Here is a 14,306-nt window from a genome sequence, read left to right on the forward strand (position 1 = left end):
GTTGATACCTCCATTTGTTCAGATTATAGCGGCCGCAGCCGCCAGCCAATAAGCAGTTACGCCGCCAATGCAGAAGAACGGGGCAAGTGGCAGTCGGATGGCAGAAAAGTCCTGTCTGCGTACTCCAAACAACATCACTCCTGTAAGCACGGCCAGGATCAGAGATAAAATGCTGTGCAGCAAACCAGGCCACACTCCCAGAACAAAGCCACAAGCCCCCATCAGCTTAATGTCCCCACCGCCAATGGCAAGGGGTTTCCCATGTGTCAGTAATGCAGCCAACAGGTACGGACCTCCCGTAACAAGAAGCCCCGCCACAGAAGCGGCGGGGCGCAGCTCTATCAAGCCACAAACTAAAATCATGGCCGGAATCAGATTGGGAATCTCTCGTTCTTTCATATCCCAGAGCGCAGCACAAGCCAACAGCAGCCCAAATACCACGCCTTTTACAATTAGAGGATTCATATTTCCATATCTCCAATCTGCTCGTCAATCATGCAAGTTGTTGATGCAACATGGCGATGGCGGTCATTACGACCGCCATGCCAATGATAATGGACCACGGGTTCCAATTTTTCTGAAGCATCTTATTCTCCATGTTCCAATGCCTTCTGTGCGGCAAGAATTTGTTTCCCAATGGCGTAGATTACAGGAACTGTCACGGAATTACCGGCCTGCCGGTATAGCTGATTGTCACTGTTGACTACCCGTGCCTTATCAAACATCTCGTCCGTAAAGCCTTGCAGCCGCCAGCACTCACGGGGCGTTAGCCTGCGGATCAGGCCGCACCCGGCAAAAGCCGTACCTTGATTGCAAGAGGTTTCCAGCGTCATGGCAAGGTCTTTACCAACTCGTCCGCGCCGCGTCTTGCTCTCCGGGAAAGAAAGGTTGATGCTGTCGCCGCAGCGGGCAACATCATATCCTTTCTTTGTCGCTTCTCGAATCCGCATACCGTAGGGACACTCATCGCAGTCTTGAAATAGCACTCCATGCCGATCCTGCGCCGTAATAGTGAAAGACGGCTCCCCACAGTTCTTGATTCTCCGTCCGTTTTGCCGTTTTTCTTCCCGATCTGGGGTCACGACAGCACGGCAACCATAGAACACCCCGGAACTGCCGCCCCAATTACTGATGGTGCGATTATAGGCGGAGAGGATGCAGCGGGATTCTCTGGTAAGTTTTGCTTTCCCAGTGCAAATGTCCACAAAGGACAGAACCGCCTCCTTGTCCATCCCTGCGGGAGAGATCAGAACGCCGGAATTGTCCCCACCGCGGTTGGTAATGCCGCTGTTATACTTGGCCTTGATGCAGCGGGCGTGATCGGTCAGCTTGGGATTACCATTGCAAAGGTCAACGAAATACAGGCCGGTCTTTCCTCCCCAACCACCAGACTGTGCAGCCATTGTTACGCTGATGCCTGCCGGGTCATAGACGCGCTGCCCCTGCATACCACCTATGAGTTGGATAAGAGCTTTGCCACTGCCTGCGGGGACAGGAAATATTTTGGGTCCGCATCCGGCTCCAGGATGTCGGCAAGCGACAATGAACACTCGCTCTCGATTTTGAGGGGGGCCGAAATACTTTGTATTGAGCAGTCCGTATTCGATATGGTAGCCGAGTGAGGCCAGCGTATCGAGAACGGTCGCAAAGTCCCATCCTCCATGAATGGATAGGAGATTCTTAACATTTTCAAGGACAATCCATGTGGGTCGATTTTCAGGACTTTGGCCTTTGACGAGTTGAGCAAGTGTAAAAAAGAGTCCACTTCTTGCTCCGTCAAGCCCTCGCTGGCGGCCAGCGACCGAAATATCCTGACACGGGAATCCTCCTGCCCACAGGTCTGCTCTGGGGAGATCTGCGGGGGCGACTTTTGTGATGTCGGCTGCATACCATTCATCCTCCTTTACATCGTGAATGGCTCTGTAACTGCGGTCGGCATACTTATCAATCTCACAATGCCCCACACAGCGCATCCCGCATAGCTCAAAGCCCTTGCGGAAACCGCCGATGCCTGCGAAGAAATCCAGAAATGTCATCTGCTCCATCGGCAGCCTCACAGTTCTGCCGTCATATCCTCGTCAAGCTCATCCTGCTCGATTTCATTCATGTAGTTGGTTTCTTCCTGTTCGTCCTCAAGCTCCATCAGCTTCACAAAGACGGCGTTAACAACGCACGGATCAATCTCCGTGACATATCGGGTGGTCGGGTCTACCCGATGTGCCTCCCTCGGCTCTCTTGTGTCAGGGAAGTCCGTTTTGCCCGCTCGGTCAAGCACAGCCTGATCGAACCGTGCGTCCCAATCGGAAAACTGGATAGTACGGGACAGCACATACATCGCCCGTTCTGTTCCATAACAGCGCACCAATTCTTCGATAAAGGCGTCCAGTTCACGGGTATTGAAGGCAGTCATGGCCTTATCCTGAATGAAGTTGCGGCAGGACATATTGATGTTGTAGCTGTCACACCAGAGAGCCGCTTCATCCTTTCGGGCGGCTTCCTCCAGCGAGGGGTAGTAGACCGGAATGGTTGCGTACATTATTCAAGCCCCCATTCATCCCCGTAACGATACGGGTAGATTTTCTGTCCGCGCAAAAAGCGAATCAGGTTTTGCACCTGATCTACCACGGACAAATTGCTCTGGTCTTTGGTGGTCATCATCACAGAGCCAAAGATACCGGCCAGGGCCAGGATAACGGTGGTTGTCACATTCCCGGTAAAGAGCCAGGCCAGCGCCGCTATGCCGCCCATCACCAGGGACCCCACAATGGATTGAAAAAGCTGTTTTTTCCCAAAGCCAGTAAACAGTTCGGCCTCCGGCTTCACGCCCAGAGGGATGTAGAGTTTCAAATCTTCGTCCATTTGCACCTCCTGTCAGGAATAGTAGTACAGAATCAGATCTTTGATTTGCCAGATGGATTCTGCAATGATGTAGAAGATCACTGTGTTACGGGCGCGCTTTTTATACTGCGCCGCCTGTTCCTCGGCTGCGGTCAAGCGCACCAGGCAGTAGACGAAACGGGCTACCGCACCAACGCGCACAAGCAGGATGATGGCATTTGAAATATCGTCCATTGTCACCATCAGCCATCACCTCACTTCCCCATGCCCTTGACCATCTGCACCAGCCGTACAGAATGGTATGCGTTGTTGACAATGGCGCCGCCGCCACCGCCACCGGTCGTAATGAGGAAGTCCTGAAGGAACTTCGGTGTCCGCACCGCAAGAATCATACAGGCCACGCCCCAGAAAATGTGCATATTCATCATCAGGCCAACCCCCAATTTCGCAAGAGAAACCTGAATTACCACAGAGAGCGCAGACTGGAAGAACTTACTCATGTAGGGCTTGAACACGCCTTTGTCATTGTCAATCAGACCTACGCAGGCCAACGGAATACCTACTCGCAAAATCAGGATTTCAAGCCCGCGCATCAGGAATTGGAAATATAGGATGAAATAGACGATGACAAATACCAAGCCAAAGATGGCTGTCACAAGCCCCATTGATGAAATGCCGGATACCCAGCCCGCCCAATCGTAAGCGGTGGCAAGGCCGATGGCCTCCAGCATTTTATTGCTCATTTCTTCTACAATCGTGGCAAGCCAGTCATACATGGTGGGAAAGCAGATTGCCACAGCCATAGCCTTGAAAAAGTTTGTGAGAATGGCAATAGGCTCCTCGTCGGCGTCCCCGTCTGACCACAGAACATAGGTTTCAAAGCCTTTTTTCAGGAACTTCAGCACAATCAGGGATACGCCAAAGCCGAATACAATGTCGAACAAGGACTGAAACAAATCGACCCCGGCCAAGGTGGACATATACTGCTCTGCGTACAGGGTAAGAGGGATAATCCCTTCCATCAGCCCATCAATATAGGCGATTGCTCCATTCAGCAGGGCCACGATCAGCAGCACTAAGATATATTCCAATCAGCAACCACCTCCTTTCTGGGGGCGGCGCTCGGCCGCCCCCGATAGGGATTGGAATATGGCGGGCGATCAGGACACGGCAGCTTCTTCGTTCTGTACGGCGGCCTCATACGCTTCCAGTACAGCGGCGGAGAGCTTTGCCCGCAGTTCCTTCGTCATGGGGAAGCAATGCTCCACCCACTCGCCCTTGACATTCCGGCGGCTGGGCAGGGACACAAACAGCCCCTTTTCGCCCTCAACGACCCGCACATTCTTCACCAGAAAGCAGTCGTCCAGGACCACGCTGCACACCGCCCGCAGCTTGTCGGGACCGGTAAAAGTCTTTTTGATTTCCGCTTTGAACTCCATTGAAAAACCTCCTGTTAAAAATTAGGGCGGAGCCGGTGGGCCCGCCGCTTCTTGTTTTGATCAGCCGCGATAGTTAAACATATCCTTGATGCGCTGGGTGATGGTGGGCAGCACGGTGTCATTCACGATCAAATACAGACCGGCCAGGATCAGGGCACCCAAGACGATGGAGATCAGCACGGTGATAGCCACATCCAGCGTACCCTGACCAGTGCGGTCGGTCAGCGCCGCCGCCATACGGTCAGCCAGCTCATGGGCTTTCTGCTTGGCAGCCCAGATAGAAGTCATAGTCTTAACCTGAGTGTTACGGATGAAGTTAGCCATAGTTTTTTCCTCCTGTTAATAAAATGATTTATTTAGTAAGGCGCGGAAATCGCCTGTACTACGGAATGTATCCCGGCTTACTGGTAGTAGCCGAGAATCAGGTTCAGGGTGGCGGAACCGAGTACGGCGCCAATGCAGGACACCACCGCCACCACAATGCGGTTGTTCCACTTTTTCTGATCCATCTCGTCAGCCATGCCGCGCCGGATGCAGAAATAGATGATAAGCAGACCGGCTACCACCGGCGCCAGCACCATCAGCCAGGTTGTCACATCACCGACCAGTTTCTCGGTTCCCTTGACAATCTGACTGTCCTGCACACCAGTGGCATAAGCCGGTGCGGACATAAAAAAAGAGGCGGTAAGTGTGGCAATACCAACACCCACCGCCCGGACAGTCTGTTTCAGCCTGCCCGCCGTCTGGTTGATTTTCTCTTTCATTCAAAACCTCCTATGAGTTAATCATCATCAAGGCCACCGCCCATAGCGCCCTTTTGCTGCGAAAGGCGGCGCATGATGTCCTTCTGGTAGTAAATCCAGATGTTCCACAATGCGATTTCTTGCTTCGTGTCGGTGATGATTGGCCGTTTCTGTTCTCGTTCTTCCCGCAGCCTGCGGTTATGCTCCATATCTCCCAACCCCAACATCTTGTTGAACATCCACTGAGAAAGGTCGGGCGCATACATCATAGCGGGGTGGTCGCGGCTGGTGATGATTTGATGGGGACGCTTGACGCGCCGGACCTCATCCGTATTGAGCAACTTTCTCTCGGTCAGGCTGACGCTCTGGGAGTTAGACGGGGTTGTGTATTTTCCGTTGCTGGCCGAAAGCTGGTAACTGGATGTGGTATAGCTGCCGAGTTTATCGGACATCTCCCGCAGCGTTTCCGGGTCATCGCTTTGCAGGTACGCCCAAACCTGACAGTTGCCCTTGATCGTGTTGGCGATATTGTCGCTGTACTTTTCTTTCAGTTGGTCAAAGCCCTGCACAAACAGGGCATATCGCATCCCACGGCCAGCCGCCACGGTCAGTTTGTTTGTCATGTCGCTGATGGGAGTAAAGTTGCCATACTCGTCAAGGATGAAGTTGACACGGCGTTCCAGACGCCCGCCGCGCCGGTCTGCCGCCTCTGCCAAAAGTTCGTATTGCTGCGACACAATGAGAGAAGCAATGGGATAAAAGGTGGTTTTCTCGTCGGGCAGGATTACAAACAACGCCTGCTTTTTACTGCCCATATCTGCAAGGGTAAAATCGCTGGTATGGGTGATAGCGTAGATGGACTTCGAGGTGAACAGCCGCAAGGTGGTCAGGGCAGAGGTGTAGAAGCTGCCTCTGGTACGGGACGGCGCCACATCGGAAATGGACAGAAGCGCCCGTGCCGGGTGGGATGGAGAGAGCTTCTTGACATATTCCAACAGCGGCATCTTATTTCCGATGGTACGGCACATTTCCGAAATGAACCAATACACATTGGTCATGTTCTGAAATTCCGGTCGTTTTTGGTTGTCGCACACCACGCAAAGAATGGCAGCCGCTATGATGGAACATTCACCGTTCGTCCAAATCTTTTCGCCCTCCGGCTTACCAACCAGATTGTTCGTCAAGTCCCAGGCCAGCATTTCTGCACGGTCGGTGTCTCCCTCACTGATGGCGTCAATGATGGGCTGGAGCAGATTGTAGCGCATACTCTTTTCGGGGTTCTTGAAGTCCAGCACCAAAACCTCATAACCCAACTTTTTCAGGAAATCAGCGGTGTAGTGGAACAATTCGGCTTTGGGGTCGGAGCAGAAGATGGATTCTCCGGCGAGTCCCAAAAGACAGATACTTTCCAGAACCAGACATCTTGATTTACCGGAACGAGTGGCGCCAACGCAGAGCAGGTGGCAGTCATCACCGACAAAATAGATTTTTTCTTTATCACCCTCCTTTCGCATACCTACCACCACGCCGCCTTTTTTCAGCGGAGTATCTGCTCCCAAAGGGTCCTGCTTGGGAATACCTTTGGGGTGAAGGTTCAACTTCAATTTGTCGCCTCCTTATTTTTCTTTGAGAAAATCCAAACCATCGTATCCGGTTTCTAAGAGCTGCCGGATCGCTGGGTCGTGCGGGTCAAGAATGTAGCTGTCAAATGCTTTGTCCTTCTCGGAATCGGTCATCCAGCGGGCCGAACCGTGCTGGTATTGGCCCACAGCTCTGGGTGTCTGAATCTCCGGGGTGATCGTGTCCAAGTCTGATTCATACGGCCTCATATTGGTCAGGAAGAACATAACCGCCAATACACTTACAAACCCTTGCAGGCACAGATACAACATCATGTGCTGGCGGTTGGAAAATAGGCTGGCAAGGCAGTCCCCGATGGGGAGAAGTGAAAGCCGGGTGATCTCTCTTGTCAGCAGACCGTGAACCGCTGTTGAGAAAAACAGGTTGAGAATCGCGCCGGAAACGAAGATCAACGCACAAACCATCAATTTAGGCTTTGTTTTCATAATGCCATATCATCCTCAACAGCAAAATCATCCAGAAACGCTTCATTGTCTTGATCCTCGGTCAGCTTGATTGCCTGCGGCTCCGTTTCGCCCATCTGCATGGGAACCAGGACCGGCAATAGATGCTTTTGCAAAAAGTCCTGATCCTCACAGCGGTCAATGAATGTCCCGAAGGTGTTCAAAAACGGGGTATCCAACGGAGTACAAATCATCAGGTCGCCGCGCTCTTTCCCCATCTTCACAATAAAAGATGCAAGATTGACCGGATCGGGGTCCAGGCAGAACGCTTCATACAGACCGCCCTCCGCAGGGGCATACCCGATTAGAAAAGGATAGTCGCAAGCAGTATGGTTTTGCTTGGCTGCGCTAATAAGTTCAGGGGTGACAAACTTGGTGAGTTCTTCGACAGCCTCATTCCTGACCGGCTTATCCAGAAGCCATTCTTTCAAACTTTCCGGCTTGACGATGCCACAGAAGTCATGTCGTTCCCAATGAATGTATTTGCCGGTCAACAGGCTTTCTGCATACACGGCCTGACCTCTGGCTCCATAAATACATCCAAAACCGTTACGGGCATACCAGATGGAGTCGTCGGCAGTCATGTCCTTGCCCTTGCTGCTCACCCCAGGTTTGAGAACCAGAAATTGATTTTCGTAGTTGTACTGGCTACTGTCGGGGATGCAGTCATTGATGTCCAGAGGGCGATCAGACTGGCGGATCATTTTCTGATTCTTCACCATATCATCGGATACATAGAGAATCGGAAGTTGCAGAAAAGTAGCCAGGCCAATTTCGTCCTTCATACCCTGAGAGATAGTGTCGCCCATTACCCAGAGTTCATCGCAGCGCTCCAGCAGTTCGTGACCCATTCGTAAGCCCTGTTCCCGCTGCTCCGGCACTGCGTCATGCAGATATTGCGTAAAAATCGTGTGCGGCGCCAAGGGAATCACGCCGCAGGATGCTGCATAAGCACAGTAGTCTTTTGCCTTTTCCATGTTCTTTTCCATATTTCCCCGCAAGGGGGAAGAAATATAGACCAGCCTCAAAGTAACACCTACCTTTCCAAGTCCAGACCATCTATCTCATAGTCTGAAACAGGCGGTTCAAAGGCCGTATCATAGGCCACATCATCAAGCTGCCGGATTGCGTCCAGACGGGCCGCTGCCTGCGGATCAGTAACAAGTTCCTGTTCCAGCAGGGCGTCCGCAACGATGGCGTTGGAAACCGGATCGGTAAAACAAAGGTTCTCACCGTCCTGTGCAGCCTGTTCCGTCACAGATTCCGGCAGGATTTCTTCGGCAAGGGGCTTTGGCACTTCCAGCCCACGTTTCTTTGTGCCGACGATCTCGTAAATGCCCACGGCGATCTCCCCGCAGGTGATGATGTTTCCCCAAATATCAGGATTCGGGCGTCCATCACGCATACTTTGTCCCTCCATCTTCCTCATAAGGCATATAGGCTATGACGGTGAGGTAATCCGTACCAAGGCGCCGCAAAAGAGCATCCTGATGTTCCATGACCTGATCGACGATATGCTCCGGGCAGTATTTCATCAGGTCAGCTACATATTGCCCCACATCCAAGCCAATAGGATGCGCCAGGTATTCTTCATCTGTCATGCCCTCAAGCTGCTGGTTCAGCCCGTGTTTATACATCAGGAAACGGGCGATAGCGATGGTCTGATTTCTCTTGCTGCTCATTCTTGCTATCCTCCGATCTCCATTTCTTCCTGCTGGCCGAACTCCATATCAAAGTTAAACTCCATTTCCTGCTCCCGCAGCTCCGGGATAATGTCCTCGATTTTGTCAAGAATCCGTTCCACAGATTCACGGGCCTCGTTGGAAACATCCTGATCGAGTATGCTCATCTTGACCAAGCCCGCATGAAGGACCCGGAGTTCTTCTTCGGTGAACAGCGCACGTTCATCAACCAAACCGCTTCGTTTGGCGAAATCCTGTCCTGCAAATTCCTTGTTGTAAAAAATCTGGCGGGCCATCATTTCGCCGGAATCCGGGGCGGTGCGGTAGGTGGAGAACACATAGCCAAACAGATGATGTTCCTTGCAGGCGAGAGTCACGCCATTGTATTCTGCCAGCTTATAAGAGCCATTGGGAAGTTTCTCATTGGCGTCAGTATAAGGACAGTCGCGGCAGATACCCGCTTTGTTCGCTGTGTCCTGGGCCGTATCGTTGATAAGGCGAATGAGTTTGTCCTTGACTGTGACAAAGGGGTTCTGGATCACCGTATCGGCTTTGGAGAAATAGGCCACAAGCTGGTTCTTGAAATAAATATCAGCGATGTAATCGGAAGATTGGGACCGCTTCACATCAAAGCCGCGCCGGGCAAGCTGTTCAAAGAACAGCCTGTAAAAATCGGTTTTACTTCGCAATCGGTTTCCTCCTTTCCTGATAACCTTTTCGCTTCATTACATCTTTGAGAACTTCAACGAAAGCAAAAATGCGCTCTGCCGCCGCCTGATTTTTGGGGTAAACCGCAGGCAGCGGAGGGCGCCGCTGTTTTTTCAGATCGTACCATAGACAGCCGCCGTCCCTTCGTTCAGGGAACATACAGGACGGGACAGAGGTGCGCAGGGTATAAGGGCAGTTATGGCAGGGGTGTCCTTTGGGGTATTCATATTGGTGAACCGTCAGAGGGGCAATGCCATACGAACCGCTCGGAATCGACACCGGCACACCATTTTGCTTATAGGAAGTGTTCGCTTCTATCATCCTTTCTCCTTTCTGGAACCGGGCGGCCGGTCACTTTTTGCTTTTCAAAATCATTTGAAAACAGAAAAAGCAGCCCCGCAGGACTGCTTTCTGTATGGCAATATCAATTTTTTCAAGGGACTTTTCCGATAAACCTTCATCAGTTTTGCGGTTACAAACCGCAAAACTACTTAAAATTGTCTTTAGCTGCGGATTACTATGGTTCCAATCCCTTGTCCTTATGTCGCAGATACCACTCTTTTCGGGCTGCCTTTGACAGATCGGTACTCATGGCCTTTTGCCGGTCGTCATACTCCATGTCAAAACTCATAGCAGTCTGCTCCAGCGCCATTAAAATTTCGCAAATCATCTGTTCGGTGAAGTAGGCTTTGCGGGCCTCTGTATATTCAAAAGACTGGACCTCACGGTCTTTGCACAGCATGGTGCGGATCACATCGAGAATTTTATTGGCAATCAGCTTATCGGCCTCCGCCACAGCCTTTTCCTGCTGTTCTTTGATGTGCGCCGGGTCGGTGTCATAGAGCATGGCAAGACGGGTCTTGCTCTCTGCATAGTCCTGTACCAAATTGCGGATGTACTCGTTGTTTTCCTTCAAGAAGGCAACAAAGGCATCTAATTCGGCCTTCACATCCTCTGGAAGCAATTTGTAATACAGCCGCCCCTTTTTCGGCATTTTCTCCTTCAGCGCGAACAGGCGTGAGATAAAGGGGGCAATCTTCATTGCACCAACAACGCTATCCAAGGGGGAAGTCCCCAGCTCATCATCCGTGATATGCCCAAACGCTTCACGCAGGCGGCGATATTCCTGCGGGTGAAGATGCTCCATGTACTTCTCAAACTCGTCAATCATTTCGTCTGTGATGGCCGACAGGTGTTCCTTTGCCCGCTGTTTGGCCTCGCAATACTCTTTGATACGCTCGGCAAAGGTATCTCGAATGAGTTGTTTTCGGATTTTATCCGGGATGCTTGGATGGACAAAAGGGACCATTGTTCGCTGATGTTTATTCCAGAACACCACATGGATGTGGGGATGACCTTTTTCGTTATGGTGGGCAGCCACCCATTGCAAGTCCTGCACCCGGATTCCATTGAACTTTGCCAGGGTCAAAATGTGGCGGTCGATATAGTCCTCCCACGCTTTGTGATCGGACAGCCCCAATTCGGCGGCCGTTTCAGGTGAAAAAGAGATAATACCACGATACATATTGACCCGACGATAGGAAAGCTCCCGAACCAGGCGGGCGGCCTCCTGCCAAGTGTCAAACTCTTTGACCGCCGCCCCTGGCTCCAGCTTGCCAAACAGTCCGTGGCGCATCCCCTCATTCTTCACGGCACCGGGACGAGTTGCAATGTAACCGATATGTGCATAGTTGCCTTTTGGAGTTTTCTTATAGTTGGGGTGCCGGTGGCGCTGCTTATAAATCAAAATCGACACGGGAACCTCCTTGTACGGCATGGATGGCTTTCTGCATTTCCTCGTCATCCATGAAAGTACGCAGCGCATCCGCGTTTTTTTGATTGGCAAATGCCAATGCTCGCTTTCGGGCCGCCGACTCTATTTTTTCAAAAGACGAATAGCGGTCTTGGTCAATAAGGTCTGCGATAATGGCAATGTTGGCATAATAGCCCGCAGCCGATATGATCGTCAGGCGATTTATCAGTCCGGCCAACCGGTTTCCCAGGGCTTTGAGCTGCCCGCTGAGTTCCTGCCGGATGACCCCGTTTATCATGTCAATATTTTCGGCGGTGGTTTCCAAATCCAGATATTCGTCAATCGCCCTGCGCACTTCTTTGGAAAAGTCCGTCCCATTCTTGGCTGCCAGTTTATTGAGCGCCCGAACTGTATCTTCCGGCAGATGGAGCGTCTTGCGCTCTGTTTTAATGGGCGATTCCTTCAAATCAACCCTCCTTTCAAACAGAAAAGGCGCCGGATCATCCAGCGCCCTTCTCGTTGATTACGGCAATTTATACTTGGTGTTTTTTCCTTGACCTGTCTGCACAATCAGATTCTTTTGGATCATCTTGCTCAACAGACGGCCAGCGGCAGTTTGCTTCATATCCACAGCGGCCTCCGCTTCTTTACGGGTGATAGAACCATTTTTCTGAATGAACTCCAACACCAGTTGCTCGGCTTCGTTGTCTGCACCTGCCATGGTCGAAGAACTGTTGCCCTCGTTCAAATTGGGCAATACAATCTTAAACGCATTGTCTGTTGCTTCAATGACTGGCTTTTTATCGCTGTTTTCATAAGCACCCATGATTTTTTTCATGCCAGTTCCATACGCTTCAATCAGTTCCAGACGGTAGAACACATTCGCCAATTTGGGATTACGGCAGACTGACAGCCCAATCATAATATCGTTCAACGAAACCCCCGCAGGCAGGCCGCCAATCGAAGTAAACTCGATTCGGTCATCATACACACTGATAAGTGTACTTGCGCTGAAAGAATAGTCCCGATGTACCAGAGAATTGAGCAGAGCTTCACGAATTGCAACTTCTGGATAATCCCGTGTGTCAATCCTTCGCAGCTTATCAAAGGTGGAGCGCACCTGATTTCGACGGTCGATATACTCGTAGACCTCGTTCATCTGCTGAAGGAGAGAACCAGTAAACTCTTGACGATCCCGGAAGATACTTTGGTCGGTTCCTTCAAACACAGCCGCTTTCACGGTATGGGTACATTGCTCCGATAAGAGCAGTCCTAAATTGGTATAGATGCCATCTGTGTTGAGAACCCCAAGAGTTTTCATCTGGGGCGCCTCAAATGCAATGTTCCGCGCTTCAAACTCCTTTGTTGTCGCCTGAAAGGTCAAATTCTGTTCCAGAGAACGCATGGCTTCAAAACTGTCACCATCTGTATCTTTTATCATCCGGCGGATTGCCGTGGTCGTTGCAGGGACAGATGAAGTTCCTTGCCGCACATATACACCCTCCGGCCGCAGTCCCTTTTTCGCCAGATAGTACGGCCGCTCGGTGCCGCGCTGAATCTCAACGGCGACAATTTGTTTCCCATCCACAACCTTTATGTCATAGCGGATAAACATTGTGACATCCGGCTTGATGCTGTCACGCACCATGTTGGAAATCTGCTGTGTTACTGTATCAGGATTATCAACGCCCACAACTCTACCATTATCAGCAACTCCCACATACAGCGTTCCGCCCGCACTGTTCGCAAAGGCTATGATTTCCTTCTTTATATCCTCCACAACAATTTCTTTCAATTCAAGGGTTTCGCTTTCCTGAAAAGTCATATTATCATCTCCTTGAAATCATTCTACCCACATTCTAACGCTTCTAACCATTCTTGTCAACGCAAATGGTTAGAAACGACAAGAACCGAGAAGAACGGAGAGGATATGACTTTCAGTTTGAAGTATGACAAAAATCACACCAGAATCAAAAAATCATACCCTTTGAAATCCTCAAAACCCCGTTGAAAGCACGGCTTTCAAGCTGTCAGCCCGCCGTCAGGTATGACGGCTATTCCTGCCTTAACCGAGAACCGCAGGGCGTGGCCTGCGGATTCCGGTTGCGGGGCGCCCCCGCAGGGGGGCGGTCAGGTACAGATGAAAAGAAAAGTGCGGGATGTCACAGTTCAAAGTCATCTTCCAGATCTTCTTGGGCGGGCGCCCACTCGGTAAAAATCTCCGCCATGATTTCGTCCTTTGTTCCTCGGACAGAGCAGCCCTCATTGGCGTAGTCCTCCAGATTGGAGAGCCGTTCAGGGATACGGTAGAACGCAAACTGCCGTCCCGGTGTCTGAATGAACAGCCGCATTTCATACCCGTCCTTCGGGTTCATTGCGTCCATCAGTTCATCCAGGGTTCCAACCCGTTCGCAGGCTTCGTGTAGGATGGAGTGCAGCATATCTTTGGGGATCTCCGCAGACCAGAGAGAGTAATCGTCTTTCCCGTGACAGGTGATGGTCTGGACTTTTGCAAAGGCAATCCGGTCGATCTTCTCCAGCGCAGAGTTCAAAATTGCCTCGGCCTCCGGCGGATGGTGGCCGCAGAGTTCCATATCCACCACAGTCCCCACGGCTTCCGCCTCTTGTTCGGTCAGAACGATGTCCACTTTTTTCTGTTCATAGGTATTTCCACGGCCATTGAGCATCAGGGAACATTCGGCAGCAATGCGGAACATCCTGTAATAGTCGTCCGCAGTTTCTCCCAATGTCTTGCCGGTAGCAAAGTTTTGAAAATAGCGCTTGCCATCTTTGTCGCGGCAGGCCAGGGAAATGTCCAGATAGATACCTTCGCTGGCCCCAAAATTGGGAATACAGAGCGCCTGATCAAATTCAGGCAGCTCGCCCGTCAGTTCATCGGAGAACAGGAAATACTCATCCGGGAGCAGAGCTTTCAGTTCCAGGTGCGTTTGCAGTCTGTCAAAGGTTTCTTTTGCGTCGGCCATGCCGATGTGCCGGACACGCTGCTTTTCATCCGGCTCACTCCAGCGATCCAATTCAAAGGTTTTGATTTTTGCCAA

The 14,306-nt window shown here is 51.3% G+C and carries 20 protein-coding genes; all 20 read right to left on the bottom strand.

All coding sequences use genetic code 11. The features are described 5' to 3' along the window. Window positions 1-18: 18 nt before the first annotated feature. Window positions 19-465, bottom strand: coding sequence for a prepilin peptidase (locus tag EDD77_RS06125; protein ID WP_058963970.1), 447 nt, complete (start codon window positions 463-465; stop codon window positions 19-21). Between the two features lie 122 nt (window positions 466-587). Then, entirely contained in the window at window positions 588-2,045 is a 1,458-nt protein-coding gene (dcm, locus tag EDD77_RS06130; protein ID WP_058963971.1) for a DNA (cytosine-5-)-methyltransferase, read from the bottom strand. A gap of 8 nt (window positions 2,046-2,053) precedes the next feature. Then, a complete protein-coding gene (locus EDD77_RS06135) occupies window positions 2,054-2,536 on the bottom strand; it encodes a DUF3849 domain-containing protein (protein ID WP_058963972.1) in 483 nt (160 codons plus the stop codon). Beyond that, complete coding sequence (locus EDD77_RS06140; protein ID WP_006354129.1) at window positions 2,536-2,859, bottom strand: hypothetical protein; 324 nt, start codon at window positions 2,857-2,859, stop codon at window positions 2,536-2,538. The genes EDD77_RS06135 and EDD77_RS06140 overlap by 1 nt, the downstream gene beginning before the upstream one ends. A 12-nt stretch (window positions 2,860-2,871) precedes the next feature. Further along, a complete protein-coding gene (locus EDD77_RS06145) occupies window positions 2,872-3,081 on the bottom strand; it encodes a hypothetical protein (protein ID WP_025544402.1) in 210 nt (69 codons plus the stop codon). Window positions 3,082-3,092: 11 nt separating this feature from the next. Beyond that, window positions 3,093-3,929: a conjugal transfer protein TrbL family protein gene (locus EDD77_RS06150; RefSeq protein ID WP_025544403.1), complete on the bottom strand. Its 837-nt coding sequence runs from the start codon at window positions 3,927-3,929 to the stop codon at window positions 3,093-3,095. Between the two features lie 69 nt (window positions 3,930-3,998). Further along, complete coding sequence (locus tag EDD77_RS06155; RefSeq protein WP_055180693.1) at window positions 3,999-4,277, bottom strand: SpoVG family protein; 279 nt, start codon at window positions 4,275-4,277, stop codon at window positions 3,999-4,001. A 60-nt stretch (window positions 4,278-4,337) separates the two neighbouring features. Next, window positions 4,338-4,601 (bottom strand): DUF6133 family protein, encoded by a 264-nt coding sequence (locus EDD77_RS06160; protein WP_058963973.1) that lies wholly within the window; start codon window positions 4,599-4,601, stop codon window positions 4,338-4,340. 77 nt (window positions 4,602-4,678) lie between these two features. Further along, window positions 4,679-5,041, bottom strand: a complete 363-nt coding sequence (locus EDD77_RS06165) for an Mbov_0395 family pilin-like conjugal transfer protein (protein WP_058963974.1) — start codon at window positions 5,039-5,041, stop codon at window positions 4,679-4,681. Window positions 5,042-5,058: 17 nt separating this feature from the next. After that, the gene (locus EDD77_RS06170) at window positions 5,059-6,624 is read right to left on the bottom strand and encodes a VirD4-like conjugal transfer protein, CD1115 family (protein ID WP_058963975.1); all 1,566 of its coding nucleotides are present in this window, start codon (window positions 6,622-6,624) and stop codon (window positions 5,059-5,061) included. 12 nt (window positions 6,625-6,636) lie between these two features. Next, the gene (locus EDD77_RS06175) at window positions 6,637-7,086 is read right to left on the bottom strand and encodes a hypothetical protein (protein WP_058963976.1); all 450 of its coding nucleotides are present in this window, start codon (window positions 7,084-7,086) and stop codon (window positions 6,637-6,639) included. Further along, the gene (locus EDD77_RS06180; RefSeq protein WP_058963977.1) at window positions 7,083-8,132 is read right to left on the bottom strand and encodes a DUF7768 domain-containing protein; all 1,050 of its coding nucleotides are present in this window, start codon (window positions 8,130-8,132) and stop codon (window positions 7,083-7,085) included. The genes EDD77_RS06175 and EDD77_RS06180 overlap by 4 nt, the downstream gene beginning before the upstream one ends. An 8-nt stretch (window positions 8,133-8,140) precedes the next feature. Continuing rightward, entirely contained in the window at window positions 8,141-8,509 is a 369-nt protein-coding gene (locus tag EDD77_RS06185) for a hypothetical protein (RefSeq protein ID WP_058963978.1), read from the bottom strand. After that, window positions 8,502-8,786 carry an aldo-keto reductase family protein gene (locus EDD77_RS06190; protein ID WP_006354118.1) on the bottom strand — a complete coding sequence of 95 codons (285 nt, stop codon included), beginning with the start codon at window positions 8,784-8,786 and terminating at the stop codon, window positions 8,502-8,504. Before EDD77_RS06190 ends, EDD77_RS06185 begins: the two co-directional genes overlap by 8 nt. A gap of 5 nt (window positions 8,787-8,791) precedes the next feature. After that, the gene (locus EDD77_RS06195) at window positions 8,792-9,475 is read right to left on the bottom strand and encodes a hypothetical protein (protein WP_058963979.1); all 684 of its coding nucleotides are present in this window, start codon (window positions 9,473-9,475) and stop codon (window positions 8,792-8,794) included. Continuing rightward, on the bottom strand, window positions 9,465-9,815 hold the full coding sequence (locus EDD77_RS06200; RefSeq protein ID WP_058963980.1) for a hypothetical protein: 351 nt from the start codon (window positions 9,813-9,815) through the stop codon (window positions 9,465-9,467). Before EDD77_RS06200 ends, EDD77_RS06195 begins: the two co-directional genes overlap by 11 nt. Window positions 9,816-10,011: 196 nt before the next feature. Further along, entirely contained in the window at window positions 10,012-11,250 is a 1,239-nt protein-coding gene (mobP3, locus tag EDD77_RS06205; protein ID WP_058963981.1) for a MobP3 family relaxase, read from the bottom strand. Continuing rightward, window positions 11,231-11,713: a ribbon-helix-helix domain-containing protein gene (locus EDD77_RS06210; protein ID WP_058963982.1), complete on the bottom strand. Its 483-nt coding sequence runs from the start codon at window positions 11,711-11,713 to the stop codon at window positions 11,231-11,233. The genes mobP3 and EDD77_RS06210 overlap by 20 nt, the downstream gene beginning before the upstream one ends. A gap of 57 nt (window positions 11,714-11,770) precedes the next feature. Then, entirely contained in the window at window positions 11,771-13,072 is a 1,302-nt protein-coding gene (locus EDD77_RS06215; protein ID WP_058963983.1) for an RNA-binding domain-containing protein, read from the bottom strand. Window positions 13,073-13,409: 337 nt separating this feature from the next. Beyond that, on the bottom strand, window positions 13,410-14,306 hold the full coding sequence (locus EDD77_RS06220; RefSeq protein ID WP_058963984.1) for a hypothetical protein: 897 nt from the start codon (window positions 14,304-14,306) through the stop codon (window positions 13,410-13,412).

Source organism: Allofournierella massiliensis (assembly GCF_004345265.1).
GTDB lineage: Bacteria > Bacillota > Clostridia > Oscillospirales > Ruminococcaceae > Allofournierella > Allofournierella massiliensis.

Coding starts and splice junctions, on each gene's coding strand:
- EDD77_RS06125 (WP_058963970.1), bottom strand. CDS start 465: ATGAATCCTCTAATTGTAAAAGGCGTGGTATTTGGGCTGCTGTTGGCT.
- dcm (WP_058963971.1), bottom strand. CDS start 2,045: ATGGAGCAGATGACATTTCTGGATTTCTTCGCAGGCATCGGCGGTTTC.
- EDD77_RS06135 (WP_058963972.1), bottom strand. CDS start 2,536: ATGTACGCAACCATTCCGGTCTACTACCCCTCGCTGGAGGAAGCCGCC.
- EDD77_RS06140 (WP_006354129.1), bottom strand. CDS start 2,859: ATGGACGAAGATTTGAAACTCTACATCCCTCTGGGCGTGAAGCCGGAG.
- EDD77_RS06145 (WP_025544402.1), bottom strand. CDS start 3,081: ATGGTGACAATGGACGATATTTCAAATGCCATCATCCTGCTTGTGCGC.
- EDD77_RS06155 (WP_055180693.1), bottom strand. CDS start 4,277: ATGGAGTTCAAAGCGGAAATCAAAAAGACTTTTACCGGTCCCGACAAG.
- EDD77_RS06160 (WP_058963973.1), bottom strand. CDS start 4,601: ATGGCTAACTTCATCCGTAACACTCAGGTTAAGACTATGACTTCTATC.
- EDD77_RS06165 (WP_058963974.1), bottom strand. CDS start 5,041: ATGAAAGAGAAAATCAACCAGACGGCGGGCAGGCTGAAACAGACTGTC.
- EDD77_RS06175 (WP_058963976.1), bottom strand. CDS start 7,086: ATGAAAACAAAGCCTAAATTGATGGTTTGTGCGTTGATCTTCGTTTCC.
- EDD77_RS06185 (WP_058963978.1), bottom strand. CDS start 8,509: ATGCGTGATGGACGCCCGAATCCTGATATTTGGGGAAACATCATCACC.
- EDD77_RS06190 (WP_006354118.1), bottom strand. CDS start 8,786: ATGAGCAGCAAGAGAAATCAGACCATCGCTATCGCCCGTTTCCTGATG.
- EDD77_RS06200 (WP_058963980.1), bottom strand. CDS start 9,815: ATGATAGAAGCGAACACTTCCTATAAGCAAAATGGTGTGCCGGTGTCG.
- EDD77_RS06215 (WP_058963983.1), bottom strand. CDS start 13,072: ATGACTTTTCAGGAAAGCGAAACCCTTGAATTGAAAGAAATTGTTGTG.